Here is a 17,801-nt window from a genome sequence, read left to right as displayed (position 1 = left end):
TTCAAGCGGCCTTTTTTTTCAGAGCTTTTCGATCCAGCGCACAAGCCGTCTTGCGGCTTCGTCCACCTGTTCCGGATCACGGCAGAAACAAAGGCGGAAGAAGCCTTCGCCCCCGAGGCCAAAAGCACTGCCAGGCGCCAGGCCGACATTCGCATTGTCCACCATATCGATTGCTGCCTTGACAGAATCCCGGACACCATCAACACCGAAGAAGAGATAAAACGCTCCTTGTGGCGGCGTCAGGCGAACTTTACCGGTCGATAACAGCGCCGCGCACAGGTTGTCGCGCGTGGAACGCGTCCGTTCAACCTGCATCGAAATAAAGTTATCGCCTTCATCGAGAGCCGTAACGGCACCACGCTGCATGAACTGTGCGACGCCGGAATTCGAATATTGAATCAGATTCTCGATGACCGACCCAAGCGACGGGTGCACTGTCATCCAGCCGACGCGCCAGCCTGTCATCGCCCAGTTCTTGGAAAACGAGTTGACGAAGATGATGTGATCATCCGGCTCCATAATATCCATGAAGGACGGAGCGCGACCGCCACCGTAATAGAAATGGGTATAAATCTCGTCGGCGATGATCCAGAGACCATGCTTGCGCGCAAGATCAAGGATGAATTGCAATGTCTCGCGGTCCGCCGTCCAACCGGTTGGATTGGATGGCGTATTGATAAAAAGTGCTTTCGTGCGCGGCGTGATGGCGGCTGCGATCTTCTCGGGATCAAGCATCCAGCCATTGGCACCGAATTCCAGCTCGACCGGAACCGGAACAGCGCCTGCCAGTCCCGCTGCACCAACAAAATTGGGCCAGGCCGGGGAAAGATAAATCGCTTCTTCACCCGATCCAACGGTTGCGGTCAGCGCCATTTCGATGGCGTGCATACCGGAACCGGTGACATAGAAGTTCTCTGGCTTCAGGGACAACGGGAAATGACGCGCGTGATAGCGAGCCAGCGCCTCCCGCAGCTCCGGGATGCCAGCCTGCCAGGTATAGAAGGTCTCGCCGTCAGAAATACCTTTTTGAGCCGCAGCGCGGATGAAATCGGGCGTCGAAAGATCGCCCTCGCCGACCCAAAGCGGAATAAGCCCTTCGCGCCCGCGCCCGTGATTGGCGACCGCCACAATCCCGCTTTCCGGTGATTGAGCTGCTTCCCGACGAAGATTGGCTATGAGCGTCATGATTTCCCCGCATTGAATTTCAATTTTGATTTCGTGCTTATCAAGGCCCGTAAGCGAAATCACGCGGCTTTTTGTGATGGTCTGATCAAGCGTATTTATGGATCAAAAGAAAACGGGGCCGTAAAGCCCCGTTTTCACTGACCCATTCTGAACCGATCAGGCTTTCTGCTTTGCCAGAAGATCGCGGATTTCGGTCAACAGGACCTCTTCGCGCGGTGCTTCTGGTTCAGGCTTCGCTTCTTCCTTCTTCTTCATGCGGTTCATCGCTTTCACCACGAGGAACAATACCCAAGCAATGATCAGGAAGTTGATGAGGAGCGTGATGAAGTTACCGTAAGCAATGGTCGCACCGGCATCACGGGCGGCTGCCAGCGTGGCCCGGGGTTCACCTGCCAGCTGAATGAACATGTTCGAAAAGTCGATACCGCCAGTGATCAGACCGATGATCGGCATGATGATATCGTTGACGATGGAATTGACGAGGCCGCCGAATGCCCCGCCGATGATGACACCGATGGCCAGATCGACCATATTGCCCTTCAGGGCGAATTCCTTGAATTCTTTTAGCATAAGCCTGTCTCCCTCACGAACGCGGACCATTGGGGCCGTCCTGCTACGGTGGCGTTCGCCAAATCAACCTGGGCACCAGATAAACTGGCAGTGGATGGCAAACCGACTTTCCGAAAACGAAACTGAAAAGCGTTTTGCCGTTTAAATGTGTCCTGCAAAATGACGTGCACTTTTTCAGGATCACACTTCTAGTGTGTAGGCGAAAATTACCAAAGAAAAGATGAAGTCGCTAAAATGCACTGTTTTTCATCAATAATCTTGCGCGAACACACCGAAAGTGCTTGCGTCAAATCATAGTCAAGGAGTGAGGAATAAGCCGGTTATGCAGGGCTGGGGTATTATTGGCGCCGCCTTTTTATATCTGCTGCTGCTCTTTGCGGTAGCCAGCATCGGCGACCGGCGCACCTCGCGTTGGAACAGTGCCCCGCGCCCTTACATCTATGCGCTCAGTCTGGCTGTTTACTGTACGTCATGGACGTTCTTCGGCTCGGTCGGCCTATCGGCTCAGCGTGGCCTTGAATTCCTTGGAATCTATATCGGCCCCATTCTGGTCTTTACGCTCGGCAACCGGTTGCTACGGCATATCGTGCGACTGGCAAAATCCGAACATATCACCTCAATCGCCGATTTTCTTGCTGCCCGCTACGGCAAAAGCTTCGGTGTCGCCTCTCTTGCGACCTGCATCGCAGCCGTCGGTTCGATCCCCTATATCGCGCTACAGCTCAAAGCCGTTTCCGGCAGCGTCGGGCTTGTCATGGAGCATTACGGATCAGCCGTCGACCCGTCAGTATTCATATTCGGCGACATCTCCCTCCCCGTCGCGGCTGTGCTGGCTGTTTTTGCGATCCTGTTCGGTACGCGCCACACCGACGCCACAGAACACCAGAATGGCCTTATTCTGGCTGTGGCTCTGGAATCCGTCATCAAGCTTTGTGCCTTCCTGACCGTTGGCTTTGCCTGCACCTTCTTCCTGTTCGGCACCCCGTCGCAGCTCATCAATCAGATATCCCAATCGCCGGAGGCGCTGGAGGCATTTCATTACCAGACATCCATCGGCACATGGATCGTGCAAAGCGCATTGAGTGCCGCCGCCATCATCATGCTGCCGCGACAGTTCCATGTGACGGTCGTGGAAAGCCGGAGTGAAAAAGAACTGCGAACAGCCTCCTGGCTCTTCCCGCTTTATCTGGTCCTCATCAATATCTTCGTATTTCCCATTGCCCTGATCGGTGTGATGACGCTCGGAGGCAATGTCAGCGGAGATTTGTACGTTCTGGCACTGCCGCTGGCAGCAGGTGCCCATTGGCTCGCACTGGTGGCGTTTCTCGGTGGATTGTCGGCAGCAACCGCGATGGTCATTGTCGCCTGTGTTGCGCTTTCGATCATGATCTCCAACCATCTGGTGTTGCCGCTCTTCATCCGGCGTCTCGCAAAACAACACGCAGCAGAACAGCGCGACCTCACCAAGGTCATTTTGAACACGCGCCGTCTCACCATTATCGGTATTCTTGCATTAGCATTCGCCTATTATCGCTTTACCTCCAACAATATCCATCTGGCTTCGATCGGCTTCGTGTCCTTTGCCGCAATTGCGCAATTCGTGCCCGCCTTCATCGGCGGACTATTCTGGCGCAATGCGAATGGACGCGGTGCCATGCTGGGACTATCAGCCGGATTCCTTGTTTGGGCTTACACACTATTGCTGCCAACGATGGCGCCAGAAAATGCCGCCATTCTCCGCGACGGCTTTCTTGGCTTTACGGCGCTGCGACCAGAAGCGCTTTTCGGAACCAATGCGCTCCCGTTGACCAATGGCGTGTTGTGGAGCCTTGCGGCCAACACGCTCTTCTACATCCTCGGTTCCCTTTCACGCGCCTCGACACCGCTCGAACGCATTCAGGCCAGTATCTTCCTGCCGCGTTATTTCATCGGCACACCGACACTCAAGCGCTTCCGGACTACCGTCACTGTTGCCGAACTGAAGGCCACCATGGCGCGCTATCTCGGCGCTGAACGCGTCGAGCGCGCCTTTCTTCGTTTTGAAGGAAGGGAACAACGGCGTCTCGATCCCGGCATGACTGTTGATACACCGCTGATCCGCCATGCAGAGCAGCTCCTCGGCACTGCGGTCGGCTCCGCATCTGCACGGCTGGTTCTATCGCTGCTGCTGCAGAAGAATGATGCTTCCGGGCGCGACGCGCGGCAGTTGCTCGATGACGCTTCGACCGCCTTGCAGCAAAATCGCAACCTGCTGCAAACGGCCCTTGATCAGATGGAACAAGGTATTACCGTTTTCGACAAGGATCTGAGGCTGACTTTCTGGAACCGGCAATTCCGCAAGCTTTTTGATCTTCCAGATGAAGTCATGCAGGTCGGAATACCGGTTTCGGAAATCGTGGAACAGTTGCACCGTCGCGGCGATATATCCTTCAGCGCCCAGAATGGTGTCATCCGCTCGCTAGCGACCGTGCGCCAGCCATGGCGCATCAATATGAAATCGACTGGCAAGGTACTGGAAATTCAATCCAATCCGATGCCGGACGGTGGAATTGTCGCGACATATACCGATATTACGGCGGCAGTCGAAGCCGATGTCACGCGCCAGAAAGCAGCAGAAATGCTGGAGCAGCGCGTGGCGGATCGCACGGCAGAACTGACCCGCGTCAATCAACAGCTCGCCAAGGCGCAAGCCGCTGCGGAAGAAGCCAATCAGGGGAAGACGCGTTTTCTGGCGGCGGCCGGTCACGACATTCTGCAACCGCTTAACGCAGCACGGTTGTACAGTACCGCACTTGCCGAAAAACTCGGACGCTCCGAAACCAGCGAATTCGCGCGCAATATCGATTCCTCGCTGGAGGCCGTGGAAGCCATTCTGGGTATGGTGCTGGATATTTCCCGACTGGATACGGGATCGCTCAAGCCCGACGTCTCGGTTTTTCGCCTCGACAAGCTAATGAGCCAGATTGCCACCGACTTTACGCCTCTTGCATCTGCCAAAGGGCTGAGGTTGCGCGTTGTGCCGTCAAGCATCGTTGTCAAAACGGACCGCAACATGCTGCGGCGCCTGATCCAGAACCTCGTTTCCAATTCGATCAAATATAGCCGCAAGGGTGGCATTTTGCTGGGCGTCCGGCGTCGCGGTTCCTTTGTGGAGTTGCAGGTGCTCGATACCGGTATCGGTATTCCTCCGCAAAAACTGAAACTTGTCTTCCGGGAGTTCACACGACTGGATGAGGGGATGCGGGAAGCGGAAGGGCTTGGCCTTGGCCTTTCCATTGTCGACCGGATTGCAAGGCTGTTGTCGCTGCCGCTATCCCTGTCTTCGACGCCCGACAAGGGAACCATGTTCACCCTGCGCATTCCTGTTTCGCAGGAGAAAGTGCCCGCCAATGAAGTGAAGGGCCGCCGTGGCCTGCAGCGCACACTCGAACTGACAGGCCTTGATGTTCTTTGCATCGACAATGATGCCAGCATCCTGTCCGGAATGGAAACGCTGCTTGGCGGATGGGGATGCCATGTAACGACGCTGCGCAGTGGAACAGCGTTGAAGAACTATTGCGCTGATCACTCCACGCCGCCCGATGTGATCGTCGCGGATTACCATCTGCTGAACGAAAACGGTCTCGATATGATCGGCTTTGCGCGCGAGACGTTTCAGGTGGAGATACCGGCCATTCTGCTGACAGCCGATCGCTCCAAGGAAGTCCGCCAGCGCGCTGAGGATGAAAATGTCACGGTTCTGCACAAGCCGCTGCGGCCCGCTGCATTGCGTTCACTGTTGTCGCATTTTCATCATGCGCGACGGGACAATGCATCGGCGCAGAATGCCGCTCAGTAACAGGGCAATATCTAATCCGTGCTCAGCGCATCATTGCCGATGCGCGACAAAAGAATGACCGCCTGCGTGCGGCTGTCGACTCCAAGTTTCTGCAGCACTGCCGAAACATGTGCCTTGACGGTTGCTTCCGACACACCAAGCTCATAGGCTATCTGCTTGTTGAGCAGCCCCTCGGCAAGCATGGTCAACACACGCGTCTGCTGTGGCGTCAATGTACGCAGTCGCGCAATGAGAGCCTCAATTTCAGGGTCGTGCGGATGATCCAGCTCAATGTCGGCAGGTGTCCAGATATCGCCAGCGAGAACGGCATGTACAGCCTCGCCAATGGTTTCCATGCTGGCTGATTTCGAGATGAAGCCGGAAGCGCCGAGCTCCACAGCATGACGGATCGTGGCGGCATCATCCGTCGCCGAGACGATGATGACCGGAAGCGCCGGTTGCAGGGCCTTCAACGTCACCAGACCGGAAAGCCCGGTTCCGCCCGGCATCGTCAAATCCAACAACAGAAGATCGATATCTTCTCGTTCGCCGACCAGTTTCTTGACGGCGTCAAAATCGCCGACTTCGATGATTTCGACACTCTTCGACTGTCCTGAAAGGACCTGCCTCAGTGCTCCCCGGAAAAGCGGGTGATCGTCAGCGATGATGAAATGCATGTGCCTCGCGCGCCATTGTTTCAGGTCTCCTCCCCTCGCGGTGCAGGCCAATCAGCCAATCACTCCGTTTTATGCCGTTTTTTGGCTCGGGCAACCAAAATTCACGTTGCTAACCCCTTTTCACAATACGCATCGCCGCCATCTGGCCGCATTGTATGTTAGGCTGGGTGTCGAAAATAACATAAGAGCGGCCCGACCAGCCAAATGGAAGGGAACCAAAAAGGCATTTCATGACGCGCAATACGCTTTATCCAGAAATCCAACCGTTCAAGGAAGAGATGCTTCAGGTTTCTCCGCTGCATCGAATCCATGTCGAGCAATGCGGCAATCCGGACGGCAAGCCGGTCATCATGATCCATGGCGGCCCCGGCGGCGGCATCACGCCAACCATGCGCCGGCTGCATGATCCAGAGCGCTATCGCATCATCCTATTCGACCAGCGCGGATGCGGCCGTTCGACCCCACATGCAGAACTGCGTGAAAACACGACATGGGACCTTGTGGCGGATATGGAGCATATCCGCGCGCATCTCGGCATCGAGAAGTGGCAGGTCTTCGGTGGCTCCTGGGGATCAACCCTCGGTCTTGCCTATGCGCAATCCCATCCGGATCGCGTGGCTGAGCTTATTCTGCGTGGCATCTTCATGATCCGTCGTTTCGAAGTCGACTGGATGTATTCCAACGGCGCAAGCATTCTCTTTCCGGACCATTTCGAGGCTTATCAGGAGCATATACCCGAAGCCGAGCGCGGCGACATGATCGCTGCCTATTACAAGCGCCTGACTGATCGTGACCCGCAGGTGCAGCTTGAAGCAGCGCGGCGCTGGGCGCGTTGGGAAGGCTCGGTCATTTCACTTCTGCCCGACCCGGCCCGCGTCGATGCCTTCGGTGAAGACCAGTATGCCATCGCCTTTGCGCGTATCGAATGCCACTATTTCCAGAACCGAGGTTTCCTCGATTCCGATGACCAGCTTCTGCGCAATGTGGATCGCATCCGGCATATTCCCGGCGTGATTATCCACGGCCGCTATGATATCTGCACGCCGTTTATCAACGCATGGCAGCTGAAGAAGATGTGGCCTGAAGCAGATCTCAGAACCGTCGAGGATGCAGGACATGCCGTCACAGAGCCCGGCATCACCCATGAATTGATCGAGGCAACAAAGCGTTTCGCACAATAGAGCCGAAAGCACTCACAATTCGCTTCCGCTCTATCTGTTTGTTTCTACGCATTATCCTACGCAAAATCGCTTCATACTTTTGCTGGAAATGCTCTAATGAAAAGGCGCCGCGTGGCGCCTTTTTTCTTTATCGTCAGGTCCGACCACCAGGTGTCGCTCCACCACCAGGGCTTTCCGGCTCGCTGTCGAAACTTTTCGCAATATCCATGAAACGGCGCATGAAGCGTTCCATATAGCTCATGGACTGCTCGAATTCCTGTTCGGTCGGGAGGCCCGAAGCGGCACTTCCACCCTTCCCTTCAAGCGTAGAAACCTTGTCTTCAAGCTTCTTCACGCGATCCTGCAAATCGGCAATGTCGTTCTCATAAGCTTCGCGATCTTCGGTCGCCATCTTGCAGATGAGCTGTCCCTGCTGTTCCGTGCAGGTCGAGAGTGCTCCGGTTCGTGTGTCCAGACGGACGTAGCCTGTTTCGGTGCCTTCCAGCCGATAGCGCCCGTTTTCCTGCGCAAGCGCATTAGCCGGGGCAAGCGCTGAACCGAAAAGAGCAACAGCAGCCAGATTACGAACCATCAGTGTCTTTCTGTTCAACATTATGCAATTCCCTTCAGCTTCTCTTTGAGATGTCCCCATCATATGGGACGTTTACGACGAAAATCGAACATGCGGGACTTTGATTTCCGAAGAATTTCGGTCTAGAGAGCAGCCATGACCAATAAGATCATCTATAAGATCGCTCCACGCGACCTTTGGGCACAAGCAGAACAGGCTGGTAGCTTTATCGGGGCTCCGGTTGATATTGCCGATGGCTATATCCATTTCTCTACTGCAACACAGGTGCGGGAAACGGCAGCCAGGCATTTTGCGAACCAGCCGGATTTGCTTCTGATCAGTGTGAATGCTTCCGCGCTTGGCGCAGCATTGAAGTTTGAAGTTTCACGCGGCGGGGCCCTGTTTCCTCATCTTTATGGCGAGCTGCCGCTTGCAGCGGTTTTAAAGGCTGAACCCTTGCCACTGGGCGATGATGGTCTTCACATTTTTCCGGAGCTGGAAGATTAATGAGCGGGCTTTTTGAAACTCTCGGGCGACGCGCCCTTTTTGCCTTCGATGCGGAACAGGCGCATGGCCTTTCCATCGCAGGCCTGAAGACGGGCCTCGTTACCTGCGGTGCGCCAAGCGATCCGGCTCTTTCCGTCAAGGTTGCGGGACTGCAGTTTCCAAATCCGCTCGGCATGGCGGCGGGTTATGACAAGAACGCCGAAGTCCCGGATGCACTGCTAAAACTGGGCTTCGGCTTCACCGAAATCGGCACCATCACACCGCGCCCTCAAAGCGGCAATCCACGCCCGCGTATTTTCCGCCTGGTTGAAGATAGAGCGGTTATCAATCGTCTTGGCTTCAACAATGAAGGCCATGACGCGGCGTTTAAACGCCTGTCGCAACGTGCAGGCAAGAGCGGGATCGTCGGTGTCAATATCGGCGCCAACAAGGATGCCGAAGACCGCATTGCCGATTATGTCGCCGGTATCCGCCGCTTCTATCAACTGGCGCGTTATTTCACGGTCAACATCTCTTCGCCCAACACGCCGGGTCTGCGCAATCTTCAGGCTCGCGACAGCTTGCGCGAATTGTTGAGCCGTGTACTGGAAGCCCGAAACGAAGAAGGCAAGATGTGCACGCTGAAGCGTCCTGTTTTCCTCAAGATCGCGCCCGATCTTGCAGACGAAGAACTGGACGATATCGCGGCTGAGGCAACCGAACAGAAGCTGGACGGCATCATCGTATCCAATACGACGCTTTCACGTGCCGGATTGAAAAGCGCCGTCAACCGCGATGAAACAGGTGGGCTTTCCGGCGCACCGCTTTTCGACCGCTCCACCATCGTTCTCGCCCGCATGCGCGAGCGCGTCGGCCCTGATATGCCGCTGATTGGTGTCGGCGGCGTGGATAGCGCCGAGACGGCTCTGACCAAGATCAAGGCAGGCGCTGATCTCGTCCAGCTTTATACGGGACTGATCTATCGTGGCCCGAACTTGCCTGCTGAAATCGTTCGTGGCCTGTCAGCCGCTGTAAAACGCGAAGGTGTCGCGAACATCGCCGCACTGCGCGACCGGGACACCAAAGACTGGGCCCGGCGCGAACTGACGGCATAAGGCGTCATGCATGTCTTTATCCCAAACCGGTTCCACCTTTGGGAGACATGCTTTGATCACACGATGAATTCTGCACGATAGCGTCGTGGCAGGATCGCCAGAAGCGTGACGCCACGAATAGACAGAAACAGATTGAGAGCCAGCCAAAGCCCGTGATTGCCCATCACGGGCTTTGCTGCATAAAGAACCACCAGAAAGAATGCGAGCGACAGGAACATCATGTTGCGCATGTCGCGCGACCACGTGGCACCGATATAAACCCCGTCCATATGGAAGGCCAACAAGCCCGTAATGCCTGTCAGCGCTGCCCATGGCAAATATTTCAGGGCCTCGGCGTGAACGTCTTCCGCCTTGGATAGAAGCCCGATGATCGCATCGCCAAACACCAGCAAGAAGAAGGCGATGATGCTCGCCATGACCAGCCCCCAAACAAATGTGAGCTTCGCACCGCGTACAAAGGCCGGGCTGTAACGCGCCCCGATCGACCGACCAACAATCTGTTCGGCAGCCGCCGCCATGCCGTCCAAAAAGAAGCCGGCAACGAGAAAGAAGTTCAACAGGACAGCATTGGCCGCAAGCGTAATCGGGCCAAGGTCGGACCCCGCCCGGGTAAAGAAGGCAAAGGCTGTGAGAAGCAGAAATGAACGGATCATGATGTCGCGATTGACCGCGAACATGCGCAAAATACCCTCTTTCTGAAAGATTCGTGCCCGATTGGGATGTAGCGATGCATCCTTGCGGAAATGCCGCAGCACAATGAACATGCCGACAAGTGCTGCAACGGTTTCACCGGTCACAGTGGCCCAGGCAACACCGGTAACGCCCCAGCCCAATTCCAGCCCAAGGATGATGCAGAGCACGATATTGATGCCGTTGAGCAGCACTTGAAGCCCGAGGCCGACAAGGCCCTGTCCGCGACCAAGGACGAGTCCGAGGATCGAGTAGTTGATGAGAGCAACCGGTGCCGACAACATGCGGATCGAGACATAGGTTGCCATGGCTTCCTGCGTGGCGGACGTCGGATGCATGAAGGTGGACGAGACGGCTATGATGATCGGCAAGCACAGGATCATCAAGCTGCCAGCCACCACCGCGATAATGATCGCGCGCCAGAAGATTGCCTGTTCTTCCACGGCATCTTCCGCACCTATGGCCTGCGCAACAAGTCCGGTTGTGCCGGAGCGGAGGAAATTGAACAGCGACAGCAGGAAGTCAAATACGAGCGCGCCAATCGCCAGACCGCCGATCAGCTCGGCTTGACCCATTTGGCCGACAACACCCATGTCCACGAGTCCCAGAAGCGGGGTCGTGATCGCGGCAAGCGTCATGGGAATGGCGATCAGCATCACCATTCGGTGCGTTACGTCGAACGGCCTTGTTACGCCACCAACACGTTGCAGCGACTGATCCATTGTGTTTGTCCCGAATGCATTCCCTCTGATCGGGATCATCTACTCTGGAATCAATCGGAACTACAGATAATTCGGCCACCGCATTGTCGCAGCTCCTGACAGCGAACTGTCAGGAGATATAAGATCATTACAGTCCGAGCATCATGGCCCAATAGATATAAGTGGGTTTGTCTTCGGGCGTAGCCCAGGCAAGGCCATAATGCTCAAAAGTCGGATCAAGCATGTTCTTGCGATGGCCGGGAGATTTCATCCATGCATCGAAGACAGCTTGTGTATCCCGCTGTCCCGATGCCACGTTTTCGGCTGCCGGTCCGCGAATACCCGCCTGACGCAATCGCGCAACGAAACCGTTCCCCCAACCAACACTGTGGCCGATCTTGCCATAACTCGCCATACGTCTGGCCTGATACAGCGCGGCCTGCTCAAGCTTGGAATCCGTCGCCATCAAAGGCAGACCGTTCGCCTTGCGAATAGCGTTGAAAATCGGGGTGGGATCATTGTCTCCGGCAGCCAGCGCCATGTTCAATGGCACTGCCGATACCGCTAGCGCCCCACCGGCCAGGACCAAAAAACCACGTCGGTTGAGTGTAAATCCTTGTTTTTGCTGCATTGCCTGTCTGAGCTATCCAATTACCGAATTGAGTTCATTTCCGGTAGCTGAGGATACGGAGCAAAATAAAGGCAGGAATAACGACTGCCGCGCCAAGAACGAAATAATCGACAAAGCCTGCAATCGCTGAAAAGCCCATGTTCCAAAGGCGCAGGAAGAAATCACGAATGCCATAGAAAATATCATACGGCGTCCAGTGAAACGCACTCATGACCACGCCGACGACCAGCGAGATCAGCACCAGCTTGATCAGGATACGGGCGGGCGTATCGCCAAGAAAACGGTTCACACCATCCGACATGCAAATCTCCTGAGTGGTTTTGGTCAAAGCGACAGATTCATCGCGCAAGAAATAGGCCGTCCGTGCAACCTTCGCAAGTTCCACACGCGTTTATCGCTGTTTGCGGTAATCGCGCGGCGCTTTCTGCTTTTGCCGTGAAAATGAGCGGTTCATGCTGCGCGTATCCGTGAAGCCGCTTGCAACAGCCACTTCCAGCAGTGACAGACCCGTTTCGGACAAAAGTTCCTTGGCCTTTTTCACCCGAAGCTCTTCGCGAACCTCGAATGCCGTTCGCTCTAGGGCGAGTTTGAAACCACGTTCCATCTGGCGGACGGAAATCCCCAGTCGCCGCGCGACGTCAATCATCGGCACCGGATCTTCCAGCGTTTCCTCAAAAATACGGATCGCCTTGCGGATCATTGGCGAGCGCACGCCGTTAAAGCTCAGAGCGGGCTGCTCTGAACGAACAAGCTCATAAGGGATCATGAGGATAGATGCGCTCTTGCGCGCCAGTTCCTCGGAAATTTCGTTCTGTATGATTGAAAGTGCCAGCGACGCCGTACCAAGCCCACCAGCACAGGTGAAATGTCTTCCGCTACGATGAAACAGGCTGGTCGTATCGGCGGAATAACCGTCGAAAAGCTCCAGAAAATCGTCCCGATGGAACCAGCTGACGCAGCAATTGCGATCCGGCAGCAGATCGGCCTCCGCCAGCAGAAAGGCGGCTGTACAAAGGCCTACCACGGTCTTGCCGCGCCGGTCCGCACGTTTGATGAGATCGATCAGTGCCTGCTGCCTTGGCCGATACTGCGCAAGCAGCCCGCCGACAACGGCAACATAATCACAATCATCGAGCTCTCCCATGGGCGCCGTCGGCTCGATCACCATGCCAGAACTGGAGGTTACGGGGTCTCCTGACAGAGTACAGATTTTCCATGCGCAGCGTATCTGGCGGCTCTTGTCGCGATCATCTGCAGCAAGGCGAAAAGGGTCGAGGAAAAGGCTAAGTGCACTCAGCGTAAAACCCGGCAATGCAACAATGCCGACCGATAGCCTGCGCTGCGGAGCATCCGTTGCCGCCTGAAGCTTCCTGTCCTGATCCCGTTCGATTCCAGTTGTCACTTAGATCGCTCTCCTCCGCCCATAATTATATCTGCTTGGAGGAGGCTGATATAGTCAACGAAAATGCTTGGAAAGCTTCAACTGCTGCGCCTGATAGTTGGAGCCGAGGTCGACACCGTAAAGCGCGGATGGGCGGTGCAACATATGCTCGTAAACCAAACGCCCGACGATCTGCCCATGCTCCAGAATGAACGGAACTTCATGGCTGCGGACTTCAAGAACGGCGCGGCTGCCGGTTCCGCCTGCAGCACTATGCCCGAAGCCCGGATCGAAGAAGCCTGCATAATGGACACGGAATTCGCCAACCAGCGGATCGAATGGTGTCATTTCCGCTGCATAGAGCGGTGGAACATGCACGGCCTCACGTGAAACGAGGATATAGAATTCATCCGGATCAAGTACGAGCTCGCGCGCGCCGCGATCATAGATCGGTTCCCAAAAATCGAGAACGTCGTGCGCTGCGCGCTTGTCCACATCGACCACAGCCGTGTGGTGCTTGCCGCGATAGCCGATCAGCCGGTCAGGGCCGCCGGAAAGATCGACCGAAAGAGCAATGCCGCCGCCGGAGATATTCGGCATCTCGGCAGCAACCAGCGTTTCGGCATTATGCAGTGCGGCGAGTTCAGCTTCATCAAGCTGGGCACGCCCTTTACGGAAACGTATCTGCGACAGGCGAGACCCCGTGCGCACGACGATCGGGAATGTGCGTGGGCTGACTTCCAGATAAAGCGGGCCACTATATCCGGCAGGCACCTTGTCGAATTCCTGCGCTCCGTCCACGATGACGCGGGTGAATATATCCAGACGGCCTGTTGAACTTTTCGGGTTTGCCGACGCGGAAAGGTCTGGAGACAACGCCAGTCCTTCGAGGAGCGGAACAATATAGACGCAGCCCGTTTCCAGAACAGCCCCTGCCGTCAGGTCTATCTCGTGCAGCTTCAGTCGTTCCAGCTTTTCGATAACCGGCGTCCCCGGTCCCGGCATGAAGGAGGCGCGAACGCGATAAGCTTTCGCACCGAGCCTGAGGTCAAGACTCGCCGGTTGTATCTGATCGGGATCAAGAGGGCGTGGAGACGCCAGCAAACCGCTTTCGAACAGCGCGGAAATATCCGCATCCGCCAGAATCCCAGCATCTTTCTGCATCATCAACCCCACACTCCGTAGCCTAAAGCATATCGTATTCAAGCGACATGCTTTAATCTCTTGTTTTCACGCATGCCTTTATTCCGAAACTGGTTCCCACTTTCGGGAGACATGCTCTAAGCCTTGCTTGACAAAGACCATTGACCGCTGGCGACGTCAATGCCAAGCCTCGGAACAGCTTGAAACCGGGTTTTCCGCAGGAATCCGAGCATTGATGCGGCGCGAGGGATGCGATTTTCCCAAAATGGGGCGGCTTCGGCATTGACGGCTCTACACAACAGGCATAATGAAAAACTGTTCCGTGGTGATTTGGCCGGCCGGCTTGCAGCCACGTTAAAGAATTCGCTAAAAAAGGCCGCGGTTCGTTACCGGCCTTTTGCGTTTTCGCAAGGCCGGTTTTTTATTGGCCGCCGAGGCTCGACTACCCTGCCCCGGCCGACCAGCTTTCGACAGGTTGGAAAAATGACGACTGAGAATACCCGCAAGTTTCGCCCTGCAACCGAACTCGTGCACGCTGGATCGCTGCGTTCCGGATTTGCCGAAATGTCCGAAGCGATGTTTCTGACGCAGGGCTTCCTTTATCCCAATGCCGAAGCCGCTGAAGCGCGTTTCAAGGGTGAGGACCCGGGTTTCATCTATTCGCGTTATGCCAACCCGACCACCGACATGTTCGAAAAGCGCATGTGCGCGCTGGAAGGTGCTGAAGAGGCCCGTGCAACCGCATCCGGCATGGCTGCGGTTGCTGCCGCCATCCTGTGTCAAGTGCAAGCCGGCGATCACGTGATTTCCGCTCGCGCCGTTTTCGGCTCATGTCGCTACATCGTTGAGACGATCTTGCCTAAATACGGCGTCGAAATCTCGATCATCGACGGCTCCGATATTGAAAACTGGAAAGCGGCTGTTCGCCCGAACACCAGGGTCATGTTCCTTGAAAGCCCATCCAATCCGACGCTCGAAATCATCGACATTGCTGCCGTCGCGCAGGTCGCCAATGAAGCGGGCGCCAAGCTGATCGTTGACAATGTTTTCGCCACACCGCTTTTCCAGAAGCCACTGGAGCTCGGTGCGCATATCGTTGTTTACTCTGCGACAAAACACATTGACGGTCAGGGACGCTGCCTTGGCGGCGTAGTTCTCTCCGACCGTGAATGGGTTGAAAACACCTTGCAGGATTATTTCCGTCATACAGGTCCGGGCCTTAGCCCGTTCAATGCGTGGATCATGCTGAAGGGCCTTGAAACATTGGCAGTGCGTGTACGCCAGCAAACGCTGTCGGCTACTGCGGTTGCCGACTTCCTCGCAGGCAAATCGGGCGTGAAGCGCGTGATCTATCCGGGACGGGCCGATCACCCGCAGGCCGACATCATCGCCAAGCAGATGACGGGCGGTTCGACCCTCATTGCTCTTGAGTTGGAAGGTGGCAAGGAGGCAGCGTTCAAGTTCCAGAACGCATTGCAGGTCTTCAGCATCTCCAACAATCTGGGGGACGCAAAAAGCCTTATTACTCACCCGGCAACCACGACACACAAGAACCTTAGCGACGAGGCGAAAGCTGAACTCGGCATTTCGGACGGCCTCCTGCGAATCTCGCTAGGCCTTGAGGATACCGATGATCTCGTGGAAGACGTGGAAGCAGCCCTCAAGATCGCTCGCTGAGCTGCCATATCTCGATACTGTGGCTTTTAGGCTGCAAACAGAAGCACAAACAATGCAATTGCCGGAACATTTCGGCAATTGCCGCATATTTGCCGCTCCGAATTGTTGACCTCCCCCGCAACTTTAGCGATAGGTGGGGTGAAAAACGGCGCCCTAGAACCGGCGAACCGTTGAATAAATGAGCACCATTGTGATCCGGCTTCGCCAGATTACAGGATGCTGAGGCCGATGCGAATGTAGGGCGGGTGCACATGTATAGAGCGGTAACGCGAGGGATCGAAGTTTCGGTCGAACCTTTCTATCTGGAAGACCAGTCCGAGCCCGACGAAAACCGTTATGTGTGGGGTTATCGTATAACGATTGCCAACAACTCCACGGAAACCGTGCAGCTCCGCTCACGTTATTGGCAAATTACCGATGCGAATGGGTATGTCGAGGAAGTGCGCGGCCCTGGCGTGGTCGGCGAGCAGCCAACTCTCGAACCGGGCGACTCTTTTCAATATTCATCGGGCTGCCCGTTGACCACCACGTCAGGCGTCATGGTCGGGCGCTATCAGATGCAAGGCAACGGCGGCAGCTTGTTCGAGGTCGATATTCCCGCCTTCTCGCTTGACATGCCGGACCTGCGACCTACACTGAATTGAGGCGTTTCTCACCTTATTTCCCGACGGATTGCATATGAGCAGAACATACAGAAACATTCTGTTCATTGGCATTTTTTGTCTGTACTGGATCACGCTCTCCCCTTTCATTGATCTGCGCAATCCCGATGTTCTTCTCGCTCAGGAAGCGGGAAATGTAATGCAACAGGTACTTTCGCTGCTGCTCACCGCGCTTAGCCTCGCGGTTCTCTGGCAGAACCGCAATCTGGTCGGTAAAGTGCTGTTTCCGTACCTTGTTATGCTGCTGGGATGGCAGTTCATAACGGTAATCCTTTCCACCCAACCTGATCTCTCGTTTCGTCGCTATATTTTCAGTGTCACGGTCGTCATTACCGCTTTAGCCTGGCTGCTTCTGCCGGAGGACGAAAACCATTTCATTCGGCTCATCAACCCGCTTTCACTGTTCGTATTGGGACTGTCCTATTTCGGCGTGATCTTCTTGCCAGCCGTTTCCATCCACAATCTGGCGGAGGTGTTGGAGTTGACGAATGCTGGCTCGTGGCGCGGACATTTCGCCCATAAGAACATCGCCGGACCAGCAATGGTGGTACTGAGCTGCTACGGCATGTATCTTTGGCGGTCAAAAGCCCGGCTCAGCGGGACACTAATCACCATACTCGCGCTCTTTTTTCTTTACAAAACAAACAACAAGACCTCGATCGGCCTGGTTGTACTGGCCTTTACCCTCGCATATTGCCTTTTGCGAACGCGAAGCTTAGCCGTGAAAGCGCTGATGGTTTATGTCCCTCTTCTGATCACGGCCTATCTGACGTTGGGCACTGTTCTTTTTCCTTCAGCCAAAAGCCTCGTCGAAAGCTTCGCCTCCGATCCCACCTTCACCGGCCGTACCGAGATATGGAAATTCGCCATCAGGCAACTTATGGACCATCCGCTGGTAGGTTATGGCTACGATGCTTTCTGGGGCACCTCGCGGCTGGTGAATGGTGGATACGACATTGAAACATGGGCGGCCCGCGCAGGCCATGCACACAATGCCTACCTCAACATAACCATTACGACCGGTTTCATTGGCTTGGCTGCACTGATCTGGTGGATCGGGGTCTGCCCACTTCTCGATTTCCACCGCGCACAAAGATCAGGTAACTCCTCCAGTCTGGCGCTCATGTATCTTCAGATCTGGTTGTTCATAATGTTCTACGCCAATCTGGAGACCCCGTTCTTCGTCGCGCGTGGACCAGTCTGGTTCAGCGTGCTTACAGCGGTCATGGGTTTGCGGCTGCATGCCTGCACCATGCATAAAAAGTCTGCAACGGCAATAAGCCAGATCTATCAGCGGGAACCAAACCTCGCATGATTAAAGCGCATAGCGAATTG

General features: G+C 55.4%; 16 protein-coding genes and 1 riboswitch. Of the genes, 7 read left to right on the top strand and 9 right to left on the bottom strand.

Going from position 1 to position 17,801, the window contains the following annotated elements; all coding sequences use genetic code 11:
- Positions 1 to 18 precede the first annotated feature (18 nt).
- Both F9K94_RS13220 and mscL read right to left on the bottom strand, forming a co-directional pair.
- Entirely contained in the window at positions 19 to 1,185 is a 1,167-nt protein-coding gene (locus F9K94_RS13220; RefSeq protein WP_151646137.1) for a pyridoxal phosphate-dependent aminotransferase, read from the bottom strand.
- Positions 1,186 to 1,341: 156 nt separating this feature from the next.
- On the bottom strand, positions 1,342 to 1,755 hold the full coding sequence (gene mscL, locus F9K94_RS13215; RefSeq protein ID WP_140020161.1) for a large conductance mechanosensitive channel protein MscL: 414 nt from the start codon (positions 1,753 to 1,755) through the stop codon (positions 1,342 to 1,344).
- A 322-nt stretch (positions 1,756 to 2,077) separates the two neighbouring features.
- Between mscL and F9K94_RS13210 the strand changes: the two genes are divergently transcribed.
- A complete protein-coding gene (locus F9K94_RS13210; protein ID WP_151646135.1) occupies positions 2,078 to 5,593 on the top strand; it encodes a PAS domain-containing hybrid sensor histidine kinase/response regulator in 3,516 nt (1,171 codons plus the stop codon).
- 11 nt (positions 5,594 to 5,604) lie between these two features.
- Here the strand turns inward: F9K94_RS13210 and F9K94_RS13205 are convergent, their stop codons facing one another.
- Positions 5,605 to 6,249 carry a response regulator transcription factor gene (locus F9K94_RS13205; protein ID WP_061345002.1) on the bottom strand — a complete coding sequence of 215 codons (645 nt, stop codon included), beginning with the start codon at positions 6,247 to 6,249 and terminating at the stop codon, positions 5,605 to 5,607.
- A 230-nt stretch (positions 6,250 to 6,479) separates the two neighbouring features.
- Between F9K94_RS13205 and pip the strand changes: the two genes are divergently transcribed.
- Positions 6,480 to 7,430: a prolyl aminopeptidase gene (pip, locus tag F9K94_RS13200; protein ID WP_061345001.1), complete on the top strand. Its 951-nt coding sequence runs from the start codon at positions 6,480 to 6,482 to the stop codon at positions 7,428 to 7,430.
- Between the two features lie 133 nt (positions 7,431 to 7,563).
- On the opposite strand, the gene F9K94_RS13195 is transcribed toward pip, so the two are convergent.
- On the bottom strand, positions 7,564 to 8,022 hold the full coding sequence (locus F9K94_RS13195; RefSeq protein ID WP_061345000.1) for a hypothetical protein: 459 nt from the start codon (positions 8,020 to 8,022) through the stop codon (positions 7,564 to 7,566).
- Between the two features lie 114 nt (positions 8,023 to 8,136).
- On the opposite strand from F9K94_RS13195, the gene F9K94_RS13190 reads away from it, so the two are divergent.
- Together F9K94_RS13190 and F9K94_RS13185 are read left to right on the top strand one after the other, a co-directional pair.
- A complete protein-coding gene (locus tag F9K94_RS13190) occupies positions 8,137 to 8,487 on the top strand; it encodes a DUF952 domain-containing protein (protein WP_151646133.1) in 351 nt (116 codons plus the stop codon).
- Positions 8,487 to 9,581, top strand: coding sequence for a quinone-dependent dihydroorotate dehydrogenase (locus F9K94_RS13185; protein ID WP_061344998.1), 1,095 nt, complete (start codon positions 8,487 to 8,489; stop codon positions 9,579 to 9,581). Before F9K94_RS13190 ends, F9K94_RS13185 begins: the two co-directional genes overlap by 1 nt.
- A 56-nt stretch (positions 9,582 to 9,637) precedes the next feature.
- Here the strand turns inward: F9K94_RS13185 and F9K94_RS13180 are convergent, their stop codons facing one another.
- The 5 genes from F9K94_RS13180 to F9K94_RS13160 all read right to left on the bottom strand — a co-directional run bounded on the left by F9K94_RS13180 (position 9,638) and on the right by F9K94_RS13160 (position 14,151).
- Positions 9,638 to 10,993, bottom strand: coding sequence for an MATE family efflux transporter (locus F9K94_RS13180; protein WP_151646131.1), 1,356 nt, complete (start codon positions 10,991 to 10,993; stop codon positions 9,638 to 9,640).
- Positions 10,994 to 11,120: 127 nt separating this feature from the next.
- Entirely contained in the window at positions 11,121 to 11,603 is a 483-nt protein-coding gene (locus F9K94_RS13175) for a CAP domain-containing protein (RefSeq protein ID WP_151646129.1), read from the bottom strand.
- Between the two features lie 34 nt (positions 11,604 to 11,637).
- Positions 11,638 to 11,904 carry a DUF6460 domain-containing protein gene (locus F9K94_RS13170; protein ID WP_061345234.1) on the bottom strand — a complete coding sequence of 89 codons (267 nt, stop codon included), beginning with the start codon at positions 11,902 to 11,904 and terminating at the stop codon, positions 11,638 to 11,640.
- Positions 11,905 to 11,994: 90 nt separating this feature from the next.
- A complete protein-coding gene (locus tag F9K94_RS13165; protein ID WP_151646127.1) occupies positions 11,995 to 13,005 on the bottom strand; it encodes a GlxA family transcriptional regulator in 1,011 nt (336 codons plus the stop codon).
- Positions 13,006 to 13,059: 54 nt separating this feature from the next.
- Positions 13,060 to 14,151 (bottom strand): 2'-deoxycytidine 5'-triphosphate deaminase, encoded by a 1,092-nt coding sequence (locus F9K94_RS13160; protein WP_061344994.1) that lies wholly within the window; start codon positions 14,149 to 14,151, stop codon positions 13,060 to 13,062.
- Positions 14,152 to 14,439: 288 nt separating this feature from the next.
- Positions 14,440 to 14,519: riboswitch (SAM riboswitch) on the top strand.
- A gap of 91 nt (positions 14,520 to 14,610) precedes the next feature.
- On the opposite strand from F9K94_RS13160, the gene F9K94_RS13155 reads away from it, so the two are divergent.
- From F9K94_RS13155 to F9K94_RS13145, 3 genes are all read left to right on the top strand, one after another.
- Positions 14,611 to 15,804: an O-succinylhomoserine sulfhydrylase gene (locus F9K94_RS13155; protein ID WP_151646125.1), complete on the top strand. Its 1,194-nt coding sequence runs from the start codon at positions 14,611 to 14,613 to the stop codon at positions 15,802 to 15,804.
- A gap of 251 nt (positions 15,805 to 16,055) precedes the next feature.
- Positions 16,056 to 16,448, top strand: coding sequence for a Co2+/Mg2+ efflux protein ApaG (gene apaG, locus F9K94_RS13150; protein ID WP_061344992.1), 393 nt, complete (start codon positions 16,056 to 16,058; stop codon positions 16,446 to 16,448).
- Positions 16,449 to 16,482: 34 nt separating this feature from the next.
- Positions 16,483 to 17,781 (top strand): O-antigen ligase family protein, encoded by a 1,299-nt coding sequence (locus F9K94_RS13145; RefSeq protein ID WP_151646123.1) that lies wholly within the window; start codon positions 16,483 to 16,485, stop codon positions 17,779 to 17,781.
- Positions 17,782 to 17,801 lie beyond the last annotated feature (20 nt).

The sequence above is a fragment of the Brucella tritici genome (assembly GCF_008932285.1).
GTDB lineage: Bacteria > Pseudomonadota > Alphaproteobacteria > Rhizobiales > Rhizobiaceae > Brucella > Brucella tritici.
This window is presented reverse-complemented; position numbering and strand designations above follow the sequence as displayed.

Excerpts from the sequence above, each read along its gene's own strand:
- apaG (WP_061344992.1), top strand. The coding sequence starts at position 16,056 with ATGTATAGAGCGGTAACGCGAGGGATCGAAGTTTCGGTCGAACCTTTC.
- F9K94_RS13160 (WP_061344994.1), bottom strand. The coding sequence starts at position 14,151 with ATGATGCAGAAAGATGCTGGGATTCTGGCGGATGCGGATATTTCCGCG.
- mscL (WP_140020161.1), bottom strand. The coding sequence starts at position 1,755 with ATGCTAAAAGAATTCAAGGAATTCGCCCTGAAGGGCAATATGGTCGAT.
- F9K94_RS13145 (WP_151646123.1), top strand. The coding sequence starts at position 16,483 with ATGAGCAGAACATACAGAAACATTCTGTTCATTGGCATTTTTTGTCTG.
- F9K94_RS13220 (WP_151646137.1), bottom strand. The coding sequence starts at position 1,185 with ATGACGCTCATAGCCAATCTTCGTCGGGAAGCAGCTCAATCACCGGAA.
- F9K94_RS13205 (WP_061345002.1), bottom strand. The coding sequence starts at position 6,249 with ATGCATTTCATCATCGCTGACGATCACCCGCTTTTCCGGGGAGCACTG.
- pip (WP_061345001.1), top strand. The coding sequence starts at position 6,480 with ATGACGCGCAATACGCTTTATCCAGAAATCCAACCGTTCAAGGAAGAG.
- F9K94_RS13195 (WP_061345000.1), bottom strand. The coding sequence starts at position 8,022 with ATGTTGAACAGAAAGACACTGATGGTTCGTAATCTGGCTGCTGTTGCT.
- F9K94_RS13155 (WP_151646125.1), top strand. The coding sequence starts at position 14,611 with ATGACGACTGAGAATACCCGCAAGTTTCGCCCTGCAACCGAACTCGTG.
- F9K94_RS13210 (WP_151646135.1), top strand. The coding sequence starts at position 2,078 with ATGCAGGGCTGGGGTATTATTGGCGCCGCCTTTTTATATCTGCTGCTG.
- F9K94_RS13185 (WP_061344998.1), top strand. The coding sequence starts at position 8,487 with ATGAGCGGGCTTTTTGAAACTCTCGGGCGACGCGCCCTTTTTGCCTTC.
- F9K94_RS13170 (WP_061345234.1), bottom strand. The coding sequence starts at position 11,904 with ATGTCGGATGGTGTGAACCGTTTTCTTGGCGATACGCCCGCCCGTATC.
- F9K94_RS13180 (WP_151646131.1), bottom strand. The coding sequence starts at position 10,993 with ATGGATCAGTCGCTGCAACGTGTTGGTGGCGTAACAAGGCCGTTCGAC.
- F9K94_RS13175 (WP_151646129.1), bottom strand. The coding sequence starts at position 11,603 with ATGCAGCAAAAACAAGGATTTACACTCAACCGACGTGGTTTTTTGGTC.
- F9K94_RS13190 (WP_151646133.1), top strand. The coding sequence starts at position 8,137 with ATGACCAATAAGATCATCTATAAGATCGCTCCACGCGACCTTTGGGCA.